This is a genomic window from Dokdonella sp. (genome assembly GCF_035511235.1).
Lineage (GTDB): Bacteria > Pseudomonadota > Gammaproteobacteria > Xanthomonadales > Rhodanobacteraceae > Dokdonella.
This window is the reverse complement of record NZ_DATKFQ010000036.1, coordinates 76,152-95,592: the sequence shown is the minus strand read 5'-3', so window position 1 is coordinate 95,592 and position 19,441 is coordinate 76,152. Positions and strand designations below refer to the sequence as shown.

The 19,441-nt window shown below is 70.0% G+C and carries 18 protein-coding genes; 13 read left to right on the top strand and 5 right to left on the bottom strand.

Translation table 11 applies throughout. The annotated features are described in order from the left end of the window. Nucleotides 1-55 precede the first annotated feature (55 nt). The 12 genes from trpE (at nucleotide 56) to VMR06_RS15390 (ending at nucleotide 13,682) form a co-directional block, all read left to right on the top strand. Nucleotides 56-1,534 carry an anthranilate synthase component I gene (trpE, locus tag VMR06_RS15445; RefSeq protein WP_325377917.1) on the top strand — a complete coding sequence of 493 codons (1,479 nt, stop codon included), beginning with the start codon at nucleotides 56-58 and terminating at the stop codon, nucleotides 1,532-1,534. A 95-nt stretch (nucleotides 1,535-1,629) separates the two neighbouring features. Next, on the top strand, nucleotides 1,630-1,818 hold the full coding sequence (locus VMR06_RS15440; protein WP_325377916.1) for a hypothetical protein: 189 nt from the start codon (nucleotides 1,630-1,632) through the stop codon (nucleotides 1,816-1,818). Nucleotides 1,819-1,920: 102 nt separating this feature from the next. Next, nucleotides 1,921-3,381 carry a hypothetical protein gene (locus VMR06_RS15435; RefSeq protein ID WP_325377914.1) on the top strand — a complete coding sequence of 487 codons (1,461 nt, stop codon included), beginning with the start codon at nucleotides 1,921-1,923 and terminating at the stop codon, nucleotides 3,379-3,381. Between the two features lie 208 nt (nucleotides 3,382-3,589). Then, nucleotides 3,590-5,080 (top strand): hypothetical protein, encoded by a 1,491-nt coding sequence (locus VMR06_RS15430; RefSeq protein WP_325377912.1) that lies wholly within the window; start codon nucleotides 3,590-3,592, stop codon nucleotides 5,078-5,080. A 39-nt stretch (nucleotides 5,081-5,119) separates the two neighbouring features. After that, a complete protein-coding gene (locus VMR06_RS15425; protein WP_325377910.1) occupies nucleotides 5,120-6,613 on the top strand; it encodes a hypothetical protein in 1,494 nt (497 codons plus the stop codon). A 288-nt stretch (nucleotides 6,614-6,901) separates the two neighbouring features. Then, nucleotides 6,902-8,473 carry a S8 family serine peptidase gene (locus VMR06_RS15420; RefSeq protein WP_325377908.1) on the top strand — a complete coding sequence of 524 codons (1,572 nt, stop codon included), beginning with the start codon at nucleotides 6,902-6,904 and terminating at the stop codon, nucleotides 8,471-8,473. A 66-nt stretch (nucleotides 8,474-8,539) separates the two neighbouring features. Further along, nucleotides 8,540-9,469, top strand: coding sequence for a 5'-nucleotidase (locus VMR06_RS15415; RefSeq protein WP_325377906.1), 930 nt, complete (start codon nucleotides 8,540-8,542; stop codon nucleotides 9,467-9,469). A 44-nt stretch (nucleotides 9,470-9,513) separates the two neighbouring features. Then, entirely contained in the window at nucleotides 9,514-10,719 is a 1,206-nt protein-coding gene (locus tag VMR06_RS15410) for a class I SAM-dependent rRNA methyltransferase (protein ID WP_325377904.1), read from the top strand. Nucleotides 10,720-10,789: 70 nt separating this feature from the next. Next, nucleotides 10,790-11,689 (top strand): prolipoprotein diacylglyceryl transferase, encoded by a 900-nt coding sequence (gene lgt / locus VMR06_RS15405; protein ID WP_325377902.1) that lies wholly within the window; start codon nucleotides 10,790-10,792, stop codon nucleotides 11,687-11,689. After that, complete coding sequence (locus VMR06_RS15400; RefSeq protein ID WP_325377900.1) at nucleotides 11,689-12,483, top strand: thymidylate synthase; 795 nt, start codon at nucleotides 11,689-11,691, stop codon at nucleotides 12,481-12,483. The genes lgt and VMR06_RS15400 overlap by 1 nt, the downstream gene beginning before the upstream one ends. A gap of 2 nt (nucleotides 12,484-12,485) precedes the next feature. Further along, nucleotides 12,486-12,974 (top strand): dihydrofolate reductase, encoded by a 489-nt coding sequence (locus tag VMR06_RS15395; RefSeq protein ID WP_325377898.1) that lies wholly within the window; start codon nucleotides 12,486-12,488, stop codon nucleotides 12,972-12,974. A gap of 96 nt (nucleotides 12,975-13,070) precedes the next feature. Next, nucleotides 13,071-13,682, top strand: coding sequence for a cysteine dioxygenase family protein (locus tag VMR06_RS15390; protein WP_325377896.1), 612 nt, complete (start codon nucleotides 13,071-13,073; stop codon nucleotides 13,680-13,682). 25 nt (nucleotides 13,683-13,707) lie between these two features. Here VMR06_RS15390 and VMR06_RS15385 read toward each other — a convergent pair whose 3' ends face one another. From VMR06_RS15385 to rsmA, 3 genes are all read right to left on the bottom strand, one after another. Beyond that, nucleotides 13,708-14,559 (bottom strand): symmetrical bis(5'-nucleosyl)-tetraphosphatase, encoded by an 852-nt coding sequence (locus VMR06_RS15385; protein ID WP_325377894.1) that lies wholly within the window; start codon nucleotides 14,557-14,559, stop codon nucleotides 13,708-13,710. Further along, entirely contained in the window at nucleotides 14,559-14,942 is a 384-nt protein-coding gene (gene apaG / locus VMR06_RS15380) for a Co2+/Mg2+ efflux protein ApaG (protein WP_325377892.1), read from the bottom strand. Before apaG ends, VMR06_RS15385 begins: the two co-directional genes overlap by 1 nt. Nucleotides 14,943-15,028: 86 nt before the next feature. Next, nucleotides 15,029-15,820: a 16S rRNA (adenine(1518)-N(6)/adenine(1519)-N(6))-dimethyltransferase RsmA gene (gene rsmA / locus VMR06_RS15375; RefSeq protein WP_325377890.1), complete on the bottom strand. Its 792-nt coding sequence runs from the start codon at nucleotides 15,818-15,820 to the stop codon at nucleotides 15,029-15,031. A 90-nt stretch (nucleotides 15,821-15,910) separates the two neighbouring features. On the opposite strand from rsmA, the gene VMR06_RS15370 reads away from it, so the two are divergent. Next, nucleotides 15,911-16,786 carry a DMT family transporter gene (locus VMR06_RS15370; protein ID WP_325377888.1) on the top strand — a complete coding sequence of 292 codons (876 nt, stop codon included), beginning with the start codon at nucleotides 15,911-15,913 and terminating at the stop codon, nucleotides 16,784-16,786. A 260-nt stretch (nucleotides 16,787-17,046) separates the two neighbouring features. Here VMR06_RS15370 and pdxA read toward each other — a convergent pair whose 3' ends face one another. Then, nucleotides 17,047-18,042 carry a 4-hydroxythreonine-4-phosphate dehydrogenase PdxA gene (gene pdxA, locus VMR06_RS15365; RefSeq protein ID WP_325377886.1) on the bottom strand — a complete coding sequence of 332 codons (996 nt, stop codon included), beginning with the start codon at nucleotides 18,040-18,042 and terminating at the stop codon, nucleotides 17,047-17,049. Between the two features lie 31 nt (nucleotides 18,043-18,073). Next, the gene (locus VMR06_RS15360; protein ID WP_325377884.1) at nucleotides 18,074-19,387 is read right to left on the bottom strand and encodes a peptidylprolyl isomerase; all 1,314 of its coding nucleotides are present in this window, start codon (nucleotides 19,385-19,387) and stop codon (nucleotides 18,074-18,076) included. Nucleotides 19,388-19,441 lie beyond the last annotated feature (54 nt).

Here is a 19,441-nt window from a genome sequence, read left to right as displayed (position 1 = left end):
CGTCGGCGCCGCGTATGCCACGGCGCGTCGGCCGCCATCATTTCGAGGAGACGCCGTGATTTCGCAGGACCAGTTCGACACGCTGGCGGCCGAGGGCTACAACCGGATCCCGGTCGTGCGCGAGGTGCTGTCCGATCTCGACACGCCGCTGTCGGTCTATCTCAAGCTCGCCGACGGCCCGTATGCGTATCTGTTCGAATCGGTCGAAGGCGGCGAGACCTGGGGGCGCTACTCGATCATCGGCCTGCCGTGCCGACGCGTCTATGCGTTGCGCGGCCACCGGCTCGAGGTCGAGGATCTGGGCGAGGTCGTCGAGCGCCGCGAGCTCGACGATCCGCTGGCCGAGATCGAGACCTTGCGCCGCCACTATCGCGTGCCGCAGCTGCCGGGCCTGCCGGCGTTCACCGGCGGCCTGGTCGGCTATTTCGGCTTCGAGACGATCGGCTGGATCGAACCGCGCCTGGCCGGCGGCGCCGACAAGCCCGACCAGCTCGGCACGCCCGATGCGCTGCTGATGCTGAGCGAGGAGGTCGCGGTGTTCGACAGCCTCAAGGGCCGCCTGTACCTGATCGTGCATGCCGATCCGGCGCAGCCGCAGGCCTATGCGCGCGCCCGGCGGCGCCTGGACGAGCTTGCGTTCCGGCTGCGCCATGCCGGCGCGGCGTATCCGGAGATGCTCGATCCCAAGCCGCTCGACGAGACCGATTTCGTCTCCGGCTTCACGCGCGAGGGCTTCGAGGACGCGGTGCGCCGCGCGCAGGACTACATCCGCGCCGGCGACATTTTCCAGGTCGTGCTGTCGCAGCGGCTCAGCGTGCCGTTCCGCGCGCGGCCGGTCGATGTCTACCGTGCGCTGCGCTCGATGAACCCCTCGCCGTACATGTACTTCCTCGACCTCGGCGCCACGCAGATCGTCGGCTCCTCGCCGGAGATCCTGGTCCGCCAGCAGCAGGGCCGCGTCGTGCTGCGGCCGATCGCCGGCACGCGGCCGCGCGGCGCGACGCCGGAAGAGGACCTCGCGCTGGAGCGCGAGCTGCTCGCCGATCCGAAGGAGCGTGCCGAGCATCTGATGCTGATCGATCTGGGTCGCAACGACGTCGGCCGCGTCAGCCGCACCGGCACGGTCAGGCTGACCGATCGCTTCGTCGTGGAGCGCTATTCGCACGTCATGCACATCGTCAGCCAGGTCGAGGGCGAGCTGCGCGACGGCCTGACCTACATGGACGTGCTGAAGGCCGCGTTTCCGGCCGGCACGGTCAGCGGCGCGCCGAAGATCCGCGCGCTGGAGGTGATCGGCGAGCTCGAGCCGGTCAAGCGCAACATCTACGCCGGCGCGATCGGCTACATCGGCTGGTGGGGCGACGCCGATACCGCGATCGCGATCCGCACCGCGGTGATCCAGGACGGATGCCTGCACGTGCAGGCCGGCGCCGGCATCGTGTTCGACTCCGATCCCGGCCGCGAGTGGGAGGAGACGATGAACAAGGGCCGCGCGCTGTTCCGCGCGGTCGCGCAGGCGGCCGGCGGTCTGTAGCCGCACGACGCGCGGCGGTCGCTCCGCCGCAGGCGCGATCGCCGCGCGTTCGAGTATGGCGCTTGTCCGGAACGCCCCGTGGACAGGGAGCGCCGATGATCCGCTGCCCGTTCGTCGCCCCGGCATCGCCGCAGGTCCGTGTTCCGCGATCTGCCGGCGATCGGCTGCTGGGCGTCGGGCCCGTCAACGCCCGGGTCGCCGACGGCGTGCTGTCCGACGATGCCGGCGCGTTGCCGCATGCGCGGCGCGTCACCTGCATGCAGGGCGCCGGAACGCGTGACTGATCGGGGCGGCATCGGCCGCCGATGCCTCGCCGCAGTTGCCGAACGGCATCGGCGGTTGGGATACTCGCGGCGTTTCGATCCCGACGCCAATGGAGCGAGTTCATGACGAAGCGCAGCGGTTCCAGGAATTCCCGTCGTCTCGCCGCGTCGATCGCGGTCGCATGCGGTTTCGCCGCGGCCGGCCAGGCCGCTGCGGTGCATCTGGATCCTCGTGGTTCGGGGCAGGTGCTGTTCTATCCGTACTACACGGTCAACAAGCAGCAGCAGACCTACGTGACGGTGCTCAACACCGGCGACCGCGCGAAGATGGTCTCGGTATCGTTCCGCGAGGGATACAACAGCCGCCAGGTCATGAGCTTCAACCTGTTCCTCGCGCCGTTCGATACCTGGACCGGCACGGTCTTCGCGCTCGCCGAGGTGGCCGGCGAGGGCGGCGACGGTGCCGCGATCCTGACCAGCGACCGCAGCTGCACGGCACCGGACTTCTGGACCGAAGGTCATGGCATGGTCGGCGGCTCCCCGTACGCGCGCTTCTCGTCGACCGCGTTCGCCGACGACGAAGGCCCCCAGGGCAGTGCACGCACGCGCGAAGGACACATCGAGATCGTCGCGCTGGCCGATCTGACCGGCGCGCTGGCCGACGCGGTGTCGTTCCGGTCGGGGCAACCTGCGGACTGCGCTCGCGTGCGCAACCTGGCTGCGGCGACGGCGGAAACCGTGGCACCGACCGGCGGCCTGACCGGCAGCGGTGCGGTGATCAACGTCGGCCAGGGCACCTACTTCTCGTACCGGCCCGACGCGCTCGGTGGATTCACCTCGACCGTGCTGTTGGGGGCGGGCGTGGCCGAGCCGCTCAGTGCCGTCAACGACGGCGGCGGTACCACCGTGACGGCGCGCGTCGCAGCCGATGGCAGGCTGATCGAGGCCAGCTACGGCACGGCGACCGACAGCGAACGAATCGACGCGGTCAGCGCCGTGCTGATGGCCGACACGCTCTACAACGAGTACGTCGTGCAGACGGCGATCGGCGCGAATTCCGACTGGGTCGTGACGTTCCCGACCAAGCGCTTCTATACCGACCCTCTGCTGTGGGTCGGCGAGACCGCGGCCGAGCCGTTCGTCGAGCTGTTCGGCGAGAACGGTTCCTGCGTGCGCGCGCAGATGGTTCATTTCAACCGCGAGAGCGCGGTCGCACCGAACGGAGGATTCGGCGCGCCGTTCGCCGAGCCGCGGCTGTGCTACGGCACCAACGTGCTCTCGTTCGCCGGCCTGCCGGTCACGCAGTCGGCGGCACTCGGCTCGAGCCTGCTGGTGCGCGACTTCTCGGTCCGCTTCGATGCGGGGCATGCCGCGCTCAATCTCAACCCGGCCAGCGAACCGCATGCGCTGTTCCCGTCGCTCGGCGCGGACGCCAAGGTGTTCCACGGCCTGCCGGCGATCGGGTTTTGGGCCGTCAACCTCGTCAACAGCAATGTCGCCGACGGTGTGATGTCGAACTACAGTGCGGCGGTGCCTCACAGCTCGCGCGTCAGTTGCACCGCTGGCGAAGCGGCTTGCGACTGACGTCGTCGTGCCGCGCGGCGTACCCGATCGAGGTACGCCGCACGGCGCATCGGCTGAAGCCGATCCGGCATGCGCTGGATACGGCCGCCTCGCTCAGACGACCGAGCTCGATCCGCGCCATGCCTTGGCTCGAGCGCGGATCTCGAACGCGATTCAGCACGGCGGGGAAGTGCACGTCGACCACGATTCGAGGAATGGAGATTAGGAAATGATGCGATCAGTATCCGCTCATCGGACCGGAGCGGTCCTGCTGGGTTCGGCGCTTGCGCTCACGCTGGCCGGTGAGGGCGCCGTCGCCGCCATTCACGTCGATGCGCGCGGCATCGGACAGGCGCTGCTGTTCCCGTACTACACCGTCAACGAGGGCCAGCAAACCTATCTGACGGTCGGCAACACCTCCGATCGCGCCAAAATGCTCGAGCTCCAGTTCATGGAGGGCTACAACAGCCGGACGGTGTTCGACGTCCGGCTGTTCCTCGCGCCGCACGATGTGTGGACCGGCACCGTGTTCGCGCTCGACGACATCGCCGGCGAGGACGGCGAGGGTGCCGCACTGCTGACCAGCGACCGCAGCTGCACCGGGCCGGATATCTGGACCCAGGGACACGGCATGCTCAACGGCTATCCGTATGTGCGGTTCTTCAGCGGCGGCTACGCCGGCGACGGCGGTCCGCAGGCGGCGTCACGCACACGCGAGGGGCATGTCCAGATCGTCGAACTGGCCGATCTGACCGGTTCGCTGGCGAGCGGTGTGACGCATCGCGAGGGCGTTCCGCTCTCGTGCGATCGCGTGCGCAACCTCGTCGCGCCGACGGCCGAGACGGTGCCGTCGACCGGCGGACTGTTCGCGTCCGGCGCCGTCATCAACGTCGCGCAGGGCACCTACTTCCCGTACCGGGCGACTGCGCTGGCCGGTTTTCCCGAGGGGATCCGGTTCAACGGCCTGGACATCGTCATCGATCCGCTGACGCAGACGTTCGACTATCAGACGGGCCGTTCCGACGCGCAGGTCTTCGTCGACGGCGCGATCGTCGACGCGAGTTACGACGGACAGCATCCGTACATGCTGATCGATGCCGTCAGCGCCGCCCTGATGGCCGACACGCTGCAGAACGAGTATCTGCTCGATCCGGCGATCGGTGCCCATTCGGACTGGGTCGTCACGTTCCCGACCAAGCGATTCTACACCGACCCGCTCCTCGCTCCGGATGCGGCCTTTCCGCCGTTCGTCGAACCGTTCGGAGAGGGCGGCTCCTGCGTGGAGACGCACATCCGCTATTTCGATCGCGAGCAGGCGACGATCGCCGACTCGTCATTTCCGGGCGGGCCTCCGCTGCCGACCCGGCCGCGCCTGTGCTACGGGACCAACGTATTGACCTTCCTGGACGCTGCCGGATCGGATCGGTCGGCCGTACTCGGCTCGCGGCTGGTCGCGCCCGGCTTTGCGCTGGCACCGCCGTTCAAGGCCGGCTGGGCCACGCTCAATCTCGATCCTGGCGGCGAGCCGCACGCAATGCGCGCGTCGATGGCGACCGGCGGCGCCGCCGGCAAGGTGTTCCGCGGTCTGCCGGTGATCGGCTTCTGGGCAACCAATCTGGTCAATCACAATGTCGCCGGCGGCGTGATGTCCAACTACAGCGCCGTGGTTCCGCACGGCTCGCACGCGAGCTGCAGCGCCGGCGAGTCGGCCTGCCGCTGATTCGACGGCGCATCGATCCAGTCAAACAGGAGTGACGACATGCGAATCTCTTCCAAAACCCAAGCGGCGGCCGCGCTGGCCGCGATACTGACAGGCGTGCTCGCCGGTGACGTGTGCGCCGCGATCCACGTCAATCCGCACGGAACCGGTCAGGCGCTGCTGCTGCCGTACTACACGGTCAACAAGCAGCAGCAGACCTACCTGACGGTCGGCAACACCTCCGATCGCGCCAAGATGCTCGAGCTCCAGTTCATGGAGGGCTACAACAGCCGGACGGTGTTCGACGTCCGGCTGTTCCTCGCGCCGCACGATGTGTGGACCGGCACCGTGTTCGCGCTCGACGACATCGCCGGCGAGGACGGCGAGGGTGCGGCGCTGCTGACCAGCGACCGCAGCTGCACCGCGCCGGACATTTGGACCGAGGGGCATGGCATGCTCAACGGCTATCCGTATGTGCGGTTCTTCAGCGGCGGCTACGCCGGCGACGGCGGTCCGCAGGCGATATCGCGCACGCGCGAAGGCCATGTCCAGATCGTCGAATTGGCCGACCTGACCGGATATCTGGCCGATGCGGTGACGCACCGTCAGGGCGTGCCGCTCGACTGCTCGCGCGTGCGCAACCTTGTCGCGCCGACGACCGAGACCGTGCCGTCGACCGGCGGACTGTTCGCGTCCGGCGCCGTCATCAACGTCGCGCAGGGCACCTACTTCCCGTACCGGGCGACCGCGCTGGCCGGATTTCCCGATCAGGTCCGCTTCAACGGTCTGGACACCATCATCGATCCGTTGACGCTGACATTCGATTATCAGACGGACCGTTCCAATGCGCAGGTCTACGTCGACGGTGCGATCATCGACGTGACCTATGAAGGCGGGCTCGCTTATCAGGCCATCGATGCGGTCAGCGCTGTGCTGATGGCCGATATGTTGCAGAACGAGTACCTGCTCGATCCGGCGATCGGCGCGAATTCCGACTGGGTCGTCACGTTCCCGACCAAGCAGTTCTACACCAACGGACTATTTTTTCCGGGTCAGTCAGAAGCCCTGCCGCCGTTCGTCGAACTGTTCGGAGAGAACGGTTCCTGCGTCCGCACCCACGTGCGCTATCTCGATCGCGAGTCGCAGACCGTCGCCGACTCGGGTTTCCCGGGTGCTCCCCCGATCCCGACGCGGCCGTCGCTGTGCTACGCCACCAATGTGCTGTCGTTCCTCGGCACCGCCGACGTCGAGCCGTCGCCGGTGCTCGGTTCGCGGCTGATCGCGACGGGCTTCGCGCTGGATCGCGCGTTCAAGGCCGGCTGGGCGCGGCTCGATCTCGATCCCGATGCCGAGCCGCACGCGATGCGCGCTTCGATGTCGATCGGCGGTGCCGGCGCGTCCGGCAAGGTGTTCCACGGTCTGCCGGCGATCGGCTTCTGGGCGACCAACCTGGTCAACAACAGCGTCGCCGACGGCGTGATGTCCAACTACAGCGGCACCGCACCGCACGTGACGCACGTGGCCTGCACGTCCGGCGAGAGCGCCTGCGACTGACTGATCGGCCCGGGTGCGACGAGGCGCATGTGGCGCGCCGTCGCGATGTCGGGGCGAAGCGCTGGCGCGGCTGCACGGGCCGCGCCAGAATGCCGGCTTACAGGCGGCGTGCCGGAGGCGCTCCGTGCGCGGGCGCCTCGCTTGGAATACCGTTGGGAGCGCGCGTCAACGCCCGCATCGGCATGACGTCCGAGTCGCCGACGACGCGCCGGTGCGATGTCGCCGTCTCCTAACCCGAGATCACGTCATGCAGTCGATGCGCCTCGCTTTGATCGGAATCCGGCCACGATGAGCGCCCGGCGCACGGGATACTCGCGCCCGCTGGCGGCCATCGCGCCGCCCCGTCGCAGCCGCGTCGACGCGAACGCAGCGTGTCCGCAACGGCGGAACGTCGCCGCGGCTGCCTGCCTGCCGCTGCTGCTGAGCGGCGGCATCGCGTCGGCGGCGGCGCGGATCGATCCGCGCCTGGCCGCCGAGGCTGAAGCCGGGCCGGCCGAGGCCTTGATCGAGCTGCGCGCGAAGGCGAGCGATCTGCCGCTGGATCCGGCGCTGACGCCGCTGGCAAGACGGCGCCTCTGGGTCGACCTGCTGCGATCGACGGCCGCCGAGAGCCAGCGCGATCTGGTCGCCTGGCTCGATGCGCAGCGGATCGACCACGAAGCGTTCTGGATCGCCAATGCGGTCCGCGTGCACGCCGATCGGGCGACGCTCGAATCGATCGCCGCGCGGCCGGAGGTCGCCGCGGTGCAGGCCGACCGGGCGGTGCGGTCGGTCCCGGCGCAGACCGCCGCAGCCGCCGGCGGCGCGCGCGGCGTCGAGTGGGGCGTCGAGCGCGTGCGCGCGCCGCTGGCCTGGGCGGCCGGCATCCGTGGGGCCGGCGTCGTCGTCGCCGGCGCCGATACCGGCTACCAGTGGGACCATCCTGCGCTGCGCGCCGCCTATCGCGGCTGGAACGGCGGCTCGGCCGTGCACGACCACCACTGGTACGACGGCGTGCGCACCCCGATCGGATCGGGCAGCGGTCCTTGCGGCGCGGCCTCGCCGGTGCCGTGCGACGACCACGGTCACGGCACGCATACGATGGGCACGATGCTCGGCGACGACGGCGGCGCGAACGCGATCGGCGTGGCGCCCGATGCGCGCTGGATCGCCTGCCGCAACATGGACCGCGGCAACGGCCGGCCGTCGACCTACATCGGCTGCACGCAGTGGTTTCTCGCGCCGACCGATCTGGCCGGCGGCGATCCACAGCCCGATCTGGCGCCCGACGTCGTCAACAATTCCTGGGCCTGTCCGCCCAGCGAGGATTGCATAGCGCCGGACGTGCTGCTCGAATCGGTCGAGAACGCGGTGCGCGGCGGCCTGTTCTTCGTCGCCGCCGCCGGCAACAGCGGTCCGGCCTGCCAGACGATCGACGCGCCGCCGGCGATCTATGCGCAGAGTTTCGTCGTCGGCGGCAGCAACGAGGCCGGCCGCCTGTACGTCGGTTCGAGCCGCGGACCGGTGCCGGGCCTGGCCGAGATCAAGCCGGACGTCATCGCGCCGGCCGAATCGGTCCGCTCCAGCGTGCCCGGCGACGGCTACGGCCGGATGACCGGCACCAGCATGGCCGCGCCGCACGTCGCCGGCGCGGCTGCACTGATGATCTCGGTCAACCCGGCGCTGCGCGGCCGGCCCGAGCGGATCGCGGCGATCCTGCGTGCCACCGCGGTGCCGCTGACGACGAGCAGTCAGGTCTGCGGCGGCGTCGCGGCCGACCTGTTTCCGAATCCGGTGCAGGGTTACGGGCAGATCGACGCCTGGGCCGCCGTGCGGCTGGCCGATACGCCGTTCGCCGACGACTTCGACACGGCGCCCTGAGCGCGCGCCGGACGATCGCGCGCGATCGGGCGCGCCGCGTGGTGCGCCAGGCGTTAGACTGTCGCGATGTCGATCGATCCCCCGCCCGCCGCCGCCGGCACCTCGCCCGACGGCGATCGTCTGGTCGTCGCGATCTCCTCGCGCGCGCTGTTCGATCTCGGCAAGAGCCATGCGCTGTTCGAGCGCGAGGGCGTGGATGCCTACGCGGACTATCAGATCGCGCACGAGAACGAGCTGCTCGCTCCGGGCGTGGCGTTTCCGCTGGTGCAGAAGCTGCTGCGCCTCAACCGCCTGGCGCCGGAAGCGCCGCGCGTCGAGGTGATCCTGCTCTCGCGCAACTCGGCCGATACCGGCCTGCGGATCTTCAAGGCGATCGAGCACTACGGGCTGGACATCGTGCGCGCGGCGTTCACCAACGGCGCGCCGACGGCCCCGTACGCGCATCCGTTCGGCGCCAGCCTGTTCCTGTCGTCGAACAGCGAGGACGTCGACCGAGCGCTCAAGGCCGGCATCGCCGCGGCGACGATCCTGCCGTCCAAGACCTTGCAGGGCCATTCGGAGCAGCTGCGCATCGCGTTCGACGGCGACGCGGTGATCTTCGGCGACGACGCCGAGCGCGTCTCGTTCGAGCACGGCATCGAGGCGTTCCACCGCAACGAGCGCGAACGCGTCGGCGAGCTGCTGGCGGTCGGCCCGTTCCGCACGTTCCTCGACGCGGTGCATCGGATCCAGGCCGCGTTCCCGCCTGAGGATTCGCCGATCCGCACCGCCCTGGTCACCGCGCGTTCGGCGCCGGCGCACGAGCGCGTGATCCTGACGCTGCGTGCCTGGGGCGTGCGCCTGGACGAGGCGCTGTTCCTCGGCGGGCGCGACAAGGGACCGTTCCTGGAGGCGTTCGGCGCCGACATCTTCTTCGACGACTCGACCGCGAACGTCGAGTCGGCACGCCGTCACGTCGCCACCGGCCACGTGCCGCACGGCGTGCGCAATCTCTGAGGCCGCCGCGTGACCTCTTCATTCCGCCTGGGAGCCTCCACCGCATGAGCGAGCCCGTCGATTATCCGGCCCTGATACTCAAGCGCGGCGAGGACGCGCGCCTGCGCGCCGGCCACGCCTGGGTGTTCTCCAACGAGGTCGACGTGCAGCGCACGCCGCTGACCGAGTTCGCGCCCGGTCAAGCCTGCGCGATCCTCGACAGCCGCGAAAAGCCGATCGGCGTCGGCTACGTCAACCCGCATTCGCTGATCTGCGCGCGCCTGGTCGCGCGCGGCCTCGAGCACGCGCTCGACAAGTCGCTGTTCGTGCATCGGCTCAACGTCGCGCTGTCGCTGCGCGAGCGGCTCTACGACGAGCCGTACTACCGCCTCGTGTTCGGCGAGGCCGACGGCCTGCCGGGGCTGACCGTCGACCGTTTCGGCGACGTGCTGGTCGCGCAGACGACCACGGCCGGCATGGAGCGCCTCAAGGAGCCGATCGCCGAGGCGCTGGTCAAGACGCTCAAGCCGGCGGCCCTATGGTGGAAGAACGATGCGGCGGTGCGCGCGCTGGAGGGACTGCCGTCGTACGCCGATCTCGGCTACGGCGACGGCGCGCTGCCGCTGGAGGCGCGCGAGGGCGGCCTGCGTTTCGCCGTCGATCCGGTCGGCGGACAGAAGACCGGCTGGTTCTACGACCAGCGCGCCAACCGCGACCTGCTCGCGCGCTTCGTCGCGGGCAAGCGCGTGCTGGACGTGTGCAGCTACCTCGGCGGCTGGGGATTGCGTGCCGCGTCGATGGGCGCGTCGGAGGTGGTCTGCGTCGATGCCTCGGCCGACGCGGTCGAGGCGATCGCCGCCAATGCCGAACGCAACGGTCTGGCCGGCAGCGTGAGCGCGGTGCGCGCCGATGCCTTCGACCACCTGCGTGCGCTGCGCGAGGCACGCGAGCGCTTCGACGTGGTGATTCTCGATCCGCCGGCCTTCGTCAAGCGCCGCAAGGACCTGTCCGAAGGCAAGCAGGCCTATCGCCGGCTCAACGAGCTCGGCATGCAGGTGCTGGCGCGCGACGGCATCCTGGTGACCTGCTCGTGCTCGTATCACATGCCGCGTACGCTGCTGCTCGAAGGCATCCAGCTCGGCGCGCGCCACCTCGACCGCCAGGCGCAGGTGCTGGTGCAGCTGCAGCAGGCGCCGGATCATCCGGTGCATCCGGCGATTCCCGAAACCGACTATCTGAAGGGCTACATCCTGCGCGTACTGCCGGCCTGACGGCCGGCCCGCCCGCGGTCCGCGTCTGCGGCCGTGGACGGTGTGCGAAGCGGACGAGTACACACACGCCATGCGCTATTTCCACGACATCGACCCGATCGCGTTCTCCGTCGGCCCGTTCGGCGTGCACTGGTACGGCATCATGTACCTGCTCGGCCTCGGCGCGGCCTGGTATCTGGGCGAGCGCCGGCGCCGCGCCGGCCGCCTGCCGGTCAGCGAGTCCGCATTCTCGGACCTGCTGTTCTACGGCATGCTCGGCGTGATCCTCGGCGGGCGGATCGGCTACATGCTGTTCTACGGCACCGCCGAGCTGATCGCCGATCCGCTGAGCCTGTTCAAGATCTGGCAGGGCGGCATGTCGTTCCACGGCGGCCTGCTCGGCGTCCTGCTCGGCAGCTGGTTCTGGTCGCGGCGCCACGGCCTGCACTTCTTCGACACGATGGATTTCGTCGCGCCGCTGGTGCCGATCGGCCTGGGCCTGGGCCGGCTCGGCAACTTCATCGGCGGCGAGCTGTGGGGCCGCCACACCGACGCGCCCTGGGGCGTGATCTTCCCGAACGCGATCGAGGCCGGCGGTCGTACGCTCGAGCAGCTGCGTGCGCTGGCGCTGGCCGGCCAGCTCGATGCCGAGGCGCGCCATCCCTCGCAGCTCTACCAGTTCTTCCTCGAAGGCGTGGTGCTGTTCGTGGTGCTCTGGCTGATCTCCTCGCGGCCGCGCCGGCGCTATGCGGTGTCGGGCTGGTTCGCGCTGCTGTACGGCGTGTTCCGCTTCGCAGTCGAGTTCGTGCGCGAGCCCGACGCGCAGCTCGGCTACGTCGCGTTCGGCTGGATGACGATGGGGCAGGTGCTGTCGTTGCCGTTGATCGCGGTCGGCATTGGGCTGCTGCTGGCCTCGCGCAAGGCGCCGGTGCTGACGCCGGTTGCGCCGTCTCCGGCGGCCGCGGCGGCCGCGAAGGAAGGAGCGCCCTGATGCGCCAGTATCTGGATTTGCTGCGCCACGTGCTCGAGCACGGCGCGATCAAGAGCGACCGGACCGGCACCGGCACGCGCTCGGTGTTCGGCTGGCAGATGCGCTTCGCGCTGCAGGACGGCTTCCCGCTGGTGACCACGAAGAAGCTGCATCTGCGCTCGATCGTGCACGAGCTGATCTGGTTTCTGCGCGGCGAGACCAACATCGCCTATCTGAAGGAACACGGCGTCGGCATCTGGGACGCGTGGGCCGATGCCGACGGCGAGCTCGGGCCGGTCTACGGCAAACAGTGGCGCGCCTGGGGAACCGCCGACGGCGGCGCGATCGACCAGATTCGCAACGTCGTCGAGGAGATCCGCCGCAATCCCGATTCACGGCGTCTGATCGTCAGCGCCTGGAACGTCGGCGAGCTCGGCCGGATGGCCCTGCAGCCGTGCCATGCGCTGTTCCAGTTCTACGTCGCCGACGGGCGCCTGTCGTGCCAGCTCTACCAGCGCTCGGGCGACATCTTCCTCGGCGTGCCGTTCAATATCGCCAGCTATGCGCTGCTGACCCATATGATCGCGCAGGTGACCGATCTGGAACCGGGCGACTTCGTGCACACGCTCGGCGATGCGCACCTGTACGCGAACCACGTCGAGCAGGCGCGCCTGCAGCTCGAGCGCACGCCGCGGCCGTTGCCGCGTCTGCGCCTCAATCCGGACGTGCGCTCGCTGTTCGACTTCCGCTGGGAAGACGTCGCGTTCGAAGGCTACGACCCGGCACCGGCGATCAAGGCGCCGGTCGCGGTCTGAGCATGGCGATCGCCCTGATCGCGGCGCTGGACCGCAACCGCGCGATCGGCCGCGCCGGCGGCCTGCCGTGGCATCTGCCCGACGATCTGAAACGCTTCAAGGCCCTGACGCTCGGCGGCACGGTACTGATGGGGCGCACGACCGCCGAATCGATCGGCCGGGCCCTGCCGGGACGCCGCAATCTGGTGCTGACGCGCCGGGGGCATGCGCCATATCCGGGGCAGGAAGCGGTCGACTCGCTGCCGGCGGCGCGTGCGCTCGCCGGCGACGCGGACCTGCTCGTGATCGGCGGCGGCGAGGTCTACGGGCTCACGCTGCCGCAGGCGGACCGGCTGCACCTGACCCTGGTCGACACCGAGGTCGACGGCGCCGATGCCTGGTTTCCGGCCTGGCCGCCGGCGCAATGGCGCGAGGTCGCGCGCGTCGCGCACGTGGCCGACATGCTGCATGCGCACAGTTTTTCGTTCGTCGATTATTGCCGTACGGAATGATGCGCGACGGCCCTTTTTCGCCCGCGAATTTTTACCTTTCCGTAACCGGCGACATGGTCTGATCGAGGCATGTCTTCGATCGCCGGAAGTGCTGCCATGAGCGACGTCCCCGACACGCTGCCGATCGGTCCGGGCTGGGCGCGTGCCGCATGCGACATCGTCGAGCGGCACCTGGCCGGCGGCACCTCGGCCTCGGTGATCGAGGCGATGCGCTCGCGTCTGCTGGAACTGGCGTTCCGCGCCGATTGCCCGCAGGCCGACGGTCTCGGCGAGGCCGGCGAGATCAGCCGCTACAGCCGCCATCAGCTGGTCGCCGAGCCCGGCATCGGCTACTCGTGTCTGCTGATCCAGTGGCCGGCCGGGCATGCCACGCCGCTGCACGACCACGATGGCCTGTGGGGCATCGAGCTGGTCCTCGACGGCGCACTGCAGGTCGAGGAATTCCGCAAGGACGAGAGTCCCGGCAGTGACGGTCTGGCCCATGCGCGGACCCTGGTGCTCGGCGTCGGCGATGCGGCCGCGTTTGCCGATCCGCGCTACGTGCATCGCTGCCGCAACCTGTCGGCGCGCAAGCCGGCGCTGTCGCTGCACGTCTACGGCGGCCTGCTCGAGCGCTTCAACACGTTCGAACCGGACGTCGCCGGCCGCTACCAGCCGTCGCGCTACGTGACGCGCCTGGACAGCGTCGCCGGACTCGCCGGCATCTGAGCGGCCTTAGCCGGGCCGCCGGCGGTCAGTCCATCACCACCTTGCCGGCGGGGGCAGGGCGGTTCGACTTCAGCGCGACCCATTCCGGCCGTTCGCCGTCCAGGCGCAGCGCCGTCAGCGCGCCGCCCCAGACGCAGCCGGTGTCGATCGCATGGACGCCGAGTCCCGAGAACAGGCCCAGCGTCGACCAGTGGCCGCAGACGATGCGCAGGTCGCGCGGCGCGTGGCCCGGCACCTCGAACCACGGGTACAGCCCCGGCTTCTGCGTGCCCGGCGTGCCCTTCTCGTTGAATGCGATGCGGCCGCGGATGTCGCAAAAGCGCATCCTCGTGAATACGTTGATGCTCGCGCGCAGCCGGTCGATGCCTTGCAGCTTCGGTGTCCACATATCCGGCTTGTTGCCGAACATCTGCCGCATCAGCATCTTGTAGTTGCTGCCGCGCAGGCGCTGTTCGACCTCGCGTGCGGCGCGTTCGGCGCGTTCGATCGTCCAGCGCGGCGCCAGGCCGGCGTGCACCAGCGCGTAGCCGAGCCTGCGATCGGTGTGCAGCAGCGGACGCGTGCGCAGCCAGCCGAGCAGTTCCTCGCGATCGGGCGCGAACAGGACCGCACGCAGTTCGGGGTTGACCTTGGCCTGCTCCTCCTCGCGGCGCTCGGCGACGGCCAGCAGCGACAGGTCGTGGTTGCCGAGCACGCTGACGGTGCGCTCGCCGAGCGACATCACCAGGCGCAGCACTTCGAGCGACTGTCCGCCGCGGTTGACGAGGTCGCCGCAGAACCACAGCGTGTCGCGTGCCGGGTCGTAGTCGATCCGGTCGAGCAGGCCGGCCAGTTCGTCGTGGCAACCCTGGACGTCCCCGATGGCCCAGGTCGCCATCAGTGGACGGTCCGCGGGATCGACAGCACGAAAGCGGGGATCGCCGCGTCGAAGCGCGTGCCGTCGTCGGCCAGCATCTGGTAGCTGCCTTCCATGGTGCCCAGCGAGGTCTCGATGACGGCGCCGGAGGTATAGCTGTAGTCGTCGCCCGGCCGCATCCACGGCTGTTCGCCGACGACGCCCTCGCCGCGGACCTCGCTGATCTTGCCGTTGCCGTCGGTGATGATCCAATGCCGGCTGATCAGCCGTGCCGGCACGCTGCCGGTATTGGCGATGGTGATCGTGTAGGCGAAGACGTAGCGGTTCTCGGCCGGCGCGGACTGCTCGTCGAGGAAGCGCGCGGCGACCGAGACATCGATCTGATAAGGCTTGTCGGGTCTCATTCGGCCCCATTGTCGGGGAGGCGCCTGCTCGCGGCAAGATTGGCCGCGGCCGGCCGCGCCGGCGAGGCCCGTTCCGGCGCAGGCGTTCAGAGCCGCTTCGCCAGCGCGACGTAGGCCTCGGGCGCCAGCTGCTCGGCACGCTGGCGCGGATCGATGCCGCAGGCCTCGATCGCGGCCGCCGGCAGCACGCCGCCCAAAGCGTTGGACAGCGTCTTGCGGCGCTGGCCGAACGCGGCGCGCACGACCCGTTCGATCGCCGGCGCCAGCTGCGGCGCCGGGCGCGCCTCGCGCGGCAGCGGCGTGAGGCGCACGACTTGCGAATCGACCTTCGGCGGCGGCCGGAACGCGCCGGGCGGCACGTCGAGCAGCGGCTCGACGCGGCAGCTCAGCTGCAGCATGACGCTGAGGCGGCCGTAGACCTTGCTGCCGGGCTCGGCCGCCATGCGCTCGACGACCTCCTTCTGCAGCATGAAGTGCATGTCGGCGATCGCATCGAGATGATCGAGACAGTGGAACAGGATCGGCGTGGAGATGTTGTACGGGAGGTTGCCGATCACGCGCACGGGGCCATCGGAGGCGAGGGCGCCCAGATCGATGCCGAGCACGTCGGCGTTGATGACGTCGAGGGTGCCGATGCCCTCGGCCCGCGCATGCAGCCGCGGCGCCAGGTCGCGGTCGAGCTCGATCACGGTCAGGTGGCCGGCGCGGCGCAGCACCGGCATCGTCAGTGCGCCCTCGCCGGGACCGATCTCGACCAGAGCCTGCCCCGGTTTGGGCGCGATCGCCTGGACGATGCGCTCGATCAGGCCGGCGTCGTGCAGGAAGTGCTGTCCGAAGCGCTTGCGCGGGACGTGGGGGGAGTGAGCAGGTTCTCGCATCGCCAGAGTGTGGCCATTCTTCGGCCTGCTTTCCATGCCTATGATGGCGAACGGGAGGCGCGGCCTCCGCTCGATCGGTCCTGCTACGCCATGACGCCGGCTTCCCTGGCCCGCCTGATCCTGCTCGGCATGATCTGGGGCGCTTCGTTCCTGTTCCAGCGCGTCACCGTTCCGGCGGTCGGCGCGAGCTTCACCGCGGCGGCGCGCCTGGCGCTGTCGGCGGCGCTGCTGCTGGTGATGCTGCGCCTGCTCGGACGGCCGCTGGACCTGCGCCGGCGCTGGCGCGGCTATCTGCTGCTCGGCGCGTTCAGCGCCGGGCTGCCGTTCCTGTTCTTCGCACTGGCCGCACGCCAGCTGCCGGCCGGCTATCTGGCCGTCGTCAACGCCACGGTGCCGCTGTTCACGGTCGTGCTGATGTGGGCGGTGCTGCGCCAGCGCCCGTCGTCCTCGAAGCTGGCCGGTGTCGTCGTCGGCCTGTTCGGCGTCGCCGTGCTCGCGCGCTACGGCAGCGTCGCGTTCGGCCTGCCCTCGCTGCTGGCGTTCGCGCTCGCGCTGGCGGCCTCGCTGATGTATGCAGGCAGCGCGCTGCACATCCGGCGGCACTACGCCGGTACCGATCCGCTGGTGCTGGCCGGCTGCAGCCAGCTCGGTGCCGCGCTGGTGCTGGCGCCGCTCGGCCTGGCTCATCTGCCGGCGGCGCTGCCGGATCTGGGCGTCGTGCTGTCGCTGATCGCGCTGGGCCTGGTCTGCACCGGCCTGGCCTACGTGCTGTACTTCCGGCTGCTGCACGACATCGGCACCGAGAAGGCGGTGACCAATACGTTCCTGGTGCCGATCTTCGCGCAGATCTGGGGCGCGGCATTCCTCGGCGAGCATCCGACCTGGATCAGCCTTGCCGGCAGCGCGCTGGTGCTGCTGGCGGTCGCGCTGGTGTTCGAGAAGGTGCCCTGGATGCGCCGGCGCTAGCCGCGCGCTTCTCCGAAGCGCCGGGGCCGGTCCGCGCATGGGCGCCGGTGCGTCGTCGCGAGCCCGGGTCGCAGTGTCGCGCGCGCCGGTCGCGGCGCGATCGGGATGGTCCCGGCCCGGAGCGGCCGACCGCATGCCGGCAGCGCGCGGCGGATCGCGGTGAGCCCGGGGTCGGGTGCCGCCGCACGATCCGTCGATGGCCGGCCGGCGCGCGTCGCGGCCGAGGGCGAGGCGCCGTGGTGCGCCGCGATTGCGCGCGGTCAGCCGGCGCGGCTGGTCAGATCGAGCGCGAGACGGGTCGCGGCGATCAGGCTGCCGGCGTCGGCGCGGCCGCTGCTGGCGAGGTCCAGCGCGGTGCCGTGGTCGACCGAGGTGCGCACGTACGGCAGGCCGAGCGTGACGTTGACGGCATGGCCGAATCCGACGTGCTTGAGCACCGGCAGGCCCTGGTCGTGGTACATCGCGAGGACCGCGTCGTAGCCGGCCAGGCGGTCCGGCAGGAACGCGGTGTCGGCCGGCAGCGGTCCGATCAGGTGCAGGCCCTCGGTCCTCAGCCGTTCGAGCACCGGGATGATCGTCTCGATCTCCTCGCGTCCGAGATGGCCGCCCTCGCCGGCATGCGGGTTGAGGCCGAGCACCGCGATCGCCGGCTGCGCGATCGCGAAGCGCTCGCGCAGCTCGCGCTCGACGAGGCGCAGGATCGTGTCCAGCGCGGCCGGCGTGATCGCGGCCGGCACCGCCGACAGCGGCAGATGCGTGGTCGCCAGCGCGACGCGCAGCCGGTCGGCCACCAGCATCATCGCGACCTCGCGGCCGGCGTGCTCGGCGAAGAACTCGGTGTGGCCGCTGAAGGCGACGCCGGCATCGTTGATGATGCCCTTGTGTACCGGGGCGGTGACGATCGCCGCGAATGTGCCCGATTCGGCGCCTGCGGCGGCCCGCGCGAGCATCTCGAGCACATGCGCGGCATTGGCGACGTCGAGCCTGCCCGGCGTCACCGGCCGGCGCAGCGGGACCGGCAGCACGCGCAGCTCGCCGGCGCGGTGCGGCTGCGGCGGATCGGACGCATCGAACGGCAGCAGCTGCAGCGGCAGGCCGAGCGCGCCGGCGGCTGCCGCGAGCTGTTCGGGCGCGGCCAGCGCGACGAGATCGGCGGCGAGGTCGGTCGCGGCCAGGCGCACGAGAAGCTCGGGCCCGATGCCGGCCGGCTCGCCGGCGGTGACCGCGATGCGGGGCAGGGCAGGCGACGTCGTCATCGTCGCGCGGCGCCGCTGCGGCGCCGCTGCGTCAGCCGGCCGACGTGCCGGCGCCCTCGGCGCCGGGCAGACGGATCTCGATGTGGCTTTCCGACCGCAGCTGGCGCAGGAAGCTCTGGTACTCGTCCTCGGCCTTGCGGCTCATCAGCATCTGCCGGGCCTGGTTGCGTTCGATGTCCTGGGTCTTGTCGGTGCTGCGCGTGCCGAGCAGCTGCAGGATGTGCCAGCCCAGTTCGGTCTCGAACGGCTGGCTGATCTGGTTGTCCTTGAGCGTGTCGAGCACCTCGGCGACGCGGCTGCCGTAGCCCTCCTTCGGAAACCAGCCCATGTCGCCTTCGAGGTTGGCGTTGTTGGTGTCTTCCGAATACTGCTTGGCGAGCTTGCCGAAATCCTCGCCGGCCTCGGCGCGCGCGCGCAGGCCCTCCACCGTGGCCCGCGCCTGCTCGTTGCTGGTCAGCTCGCTGGTCTTGATCAGGATGTGGCGTGCGTGATACTCGGTGACCAGCTGCGTGTTCTGGTCGCGCCGCTCGATCAGCTTGAGGATGTGGAAGCCGTTGGGGCCGCGCAGCGGCACCGAGACCTGGCCCGGCTGCATCTGCTCGGCGACGTCGGCGAATGCCGCGGGGACCTGGTCATACGGGCGCCAGCCCAGATCGCCGCCGTCGAGCGCGTTCTGCGCGTCGGAGTAGCGGATCGCCGCCGCTGCGAAATCCATGCCGCCGTCGATCTGCGCCTTGACGTCCTCCGCCTTCGCGCGTGCTTCCTCGATCTGGTCCGGCGTCGCGCCGTCGGCCAGGCCGACCAGGATGTAGGCCAGATGGATCTGGCCGCGGCGCAGCTTGCCGTTCTTGATGACGCTGTCGATCTCCGCGTCGCTGATCTGCACGCGGCTCTGCACCATGCGCTGTTGCAGCGCCTGCACGGTCAGCTGGTCGCGTACGCTGCGGCGGAACTGGTCGTAGGACTGTCCCTGCGCCTGCAGCGCCTGGCGCATCTGGGCGACGGTCAGCTTGTTCTGTTCGGCGATGCGGCCGAGCGTCTGGTCGACTTCGCTGTCGGGAATCTTGATGCCGTTGCTGTTCGCACGCGCGATCTGCAGCTTCATCAGGATCAGGCGGTCGAGCACCTGACGCTCGAGCACGTCCATCGACGGCAGCTGCTGCGGATTGCTCGCGTACTGCTGGCGGATCATCTGTACGTCGCGGTCCAGCTCGCTGCGCAGCACGATGTCCTCGTCGATGATCGCGACGATGCTGTCGAGCGATTCGACCGGCAGGGTTTGTGCGCGCCCGACCGACAGGGCGCCGAGAAAGACGACGAACAGGGTGAACAGCAGCTTCTTCATGGGCGATCGGTACCTGAGCGAGGCGGTAATGTTACCCGATCGCGCCGCGCGCCC

Bases quoted from the DNA above. Each gene is read 5' to 3' on its own strand.
- VMR06_RS15440 (WP_325377916.1), top strand. From the start codon at position 1,630: ATGATCCGCTGCCCGTTCGTCGCCCCGGCATCGCCGCAGGTCCGTGTT.
- VMR06_RS15435 (WP_325377914.1), top strand. From the start codon at position 1,921: ATGACGAAGCGCAGCGGTTCCAGGAATTCCCGTCGTCTCGCCGCGTCG.
- VMR06_RS15430 (WP_325377912.1), top strand. From the start codon at position 3,590: ATGATGCGATCAGTATCCGCTCATCGGACCGGAGCGGTCCTGCTGGGT.
- VMR06_RS15425 (WP_325377910.1), top strand. From the start codon at position 5,120: ATGCGAATCTCTTCCAAAACCCAAGCGGCGGCCGCGCTGGCCGCGATA.
- VMR06_RS15420 (WP_325377908.1), top strand. From the start codon at position 6,902: ATGAGCGCCCGGCGCACGGGATACTCGCGCCCGCTGGCGGCCATCGCG.
- VMR06_RS15415 (WP_325377906.1), top strand. From the start codon at position 8,540: ATGTCGATCGATCCCCCGCCCGCCGCCGCCGGCACCTCGCCCGACGGC.
- VMR06_RS15410 (WP_325377904.1), top strand. From the start codon at position 9,514: ATGAGCGAGCCCGTCGATTATCCGGCCCTGATACTCAAGCGCGGCGAG.
- lgt (WP_325377902.1), top strand. From the start codon at position 10,790: ATGCGCTATTTCCACGACATCGACCCGATCGCGTTCTCCGTCGGCCCG.
- VMR06_RS15400 (WP_325377900.1), top strand. From the start codon at position 11,689: ATGCGCCAGTATCTGGATTTGCTGCGCCACGTGCTCGAGCACGGCGCG.
- VMR06_RS15395 (WP_325377898.1), top strand. From the start codon at position 12,486: ATGGCGATCGCCCTGATCGCGGCGCTGGACCGCAACCGCGCGATCGGC.
- VMR06_RS15390 (WP_325377896.1), top strand. From the start codon at position 13,071: ATGAGCGACGTCCCCGACACGCTGCCGATCGGTCCGGGCTGGGCGCGT.
- VMR06_RS15385 (WP_325377894.1), bottom strand. From the start codon at position 14,559: ATGGCGACCTGGGCCATCGGGGACGTCCAGGGTTGCCACGACGAACTG.
- apaG (WP_325377892.1), bottom strand. From the start codon at position 14,942: ATGAGACCCGACAAGCCTTATCAGATCGATGTCTCGGTCGCCGCGCGC.
- rsmA (WP_325377890.1), bottom strand. From the start codon at position 15,820: ATGCGAGAACCTGCTCACTCCCCCCACGTCCCGCGCAAGCGCTTCGGA.
- VMR06_RS15370 (WP_325377888.1), top strand. From the start codon at position 15,911: ATGACGCCGGCTTCCCTGGCCCGCCTGATCCTGCTCGGCATGATCTGG.
- pdxA (WP_325377886.1), bottom strand. From the start codon at position 18,042: ATGACGACGTCGCCTGCCCTGCCCCGCATCGCGGTCACCGCCGGCGAG.
- VMR06_RS15360 (WP_325377884.1), bottom strand. From the start codon at position 19,387: ATGAAGAAGCTGCTGTTCACCCTGTTCGTCGTCTTTCTCGGCGCCCTG.